General features: G+C 40.4%; 1 pseudogene. It reads right to left on the bottom strand.

Annotated features, from left to right (window positions below):
- Window positions 1-109 precede the first annotated feature (109 nt).
- Window positions 110-1,124 (bottom strand): annotated as a pseudogene (locus GBH70_RS16385) (IS110 family RNA-guided transposase); the annotation flags it as partial.
- Window positions 1,125-1,377: the final 253 nt, after the last annotated feature.

The raw sequence follows: 1,377 nt of genomic DNA, 5'->3' as shown, positions 1-1,377 counted from the left end.
GGTTTCCCTGCGAGTCCGGGCAACCCTAAAAGTAGCCAAAAAAGTCAATAAGAAAGCAGAGCTACCTCTGGCAAGGTAACTTTGTATAATACTTTTTGATTTTGGTTATTTTTGCTGCTAACCATTTATTCCTGCACCTTGATACTGCCCACGCCGCCTCGCACATGGCTGATTTGATATGTGGACTCCCTTTTACCGTTCTTGTACTATATCGCTTGCCTGCACTTTCTTTGTTCCCCGGACACACCCCCGCCCAAGATGCTAAATGTTGCGAGGTTGGAAACCGGCTCATATCCACACCAATTTCTGCAATGATAACTGCGGCAGTATCTTTTTTTAATTCCAGGTATTGTGAGGAGTAATTGAACTTCTTCTTGATATTTCTGCAGTAAGACATCAATTCTTTGTTCAATTTCGGTAATAAGACATTCCAAATATTCAATATGACTCCATGACTGGGGATCAGAAAAAGCTGATGATCATTTATTATGTCAAATAACGAATCCGAGATCTGCTGCTTTTTAGAAGCCATCCTCCCATGAATCCTTTCTTCAACATCTTTTACATCTACATAACCCTTTTCAATCAGCCGGTTAAGCAGCTTTCTTCCTGAAACATCAAACACATTTGAAATGACCGTGCTTAGTTTTACATTTGAAGATTCCAATACCTTTTGAATTCTGTTCTTCTCAAAAGTGACAGGCCAATCCATTTCTTTCTCAGCCTTGTTATAAATAACGGAGTTCCCGAATATCTGCTGGAGGAACAAAGCTCTTTTCAATTAATCCATAGCGAAGTAATTTAGCGATCCATTCAGCGTCTGAAACATCTGTTTTTCTTCCCGGCACGTTTTTAATCCTTTGGGCATTTGCCAATGTGATATCAAAGAAATCCTCTAAAATGTTAAACACCGGCTTCCAGTAAACTCCTGTACTCTCCATCGCAATATGCGTTATATCACGGTCTTCGAGCCACTTTAACAGCCGGAATAAATCTTTGGTCATAGTAGGGAAAGTTTCCGTTTCCTTGATTAGCCCATCGTCTTTTGAACCAATCAGGGCACAAGCTACAATGGTTTCTGAATGCACATCCAAGCCGGCACATCTTTCAATCAATACTTCCATCAAACCACTCCATAAAATATAGGATCACAAACAGTGAGTGAATTTGAAAATAAGCATTTTTCTGTACGTAGTCATCCTTCCATTGGAAAGAGCTAACAAAGGGTTGAACACCAAATCCACTCAGACAGTTTTTAGTTCAGGGGCAAACCACCAAAAAGAGCCACGTATTATGAACTGTTTGTGTCTGTACCATTATGGACAGGAAGAACCTATTTTCATGCCTGGGTTGGGAGCGAACCGATCATGAATGTTT

The organism is Weizmannia acidilactici (assembly GCF_008974225.1).
GTDB lineage: Bacteria > Bacillota > Bacilli > Bacillales > Bacillaceae_C > Weizmannia > Weizmannia acidilactici.
This window is presented reverse-complemented; position numbering and strand designations above follow the sequence as displayed.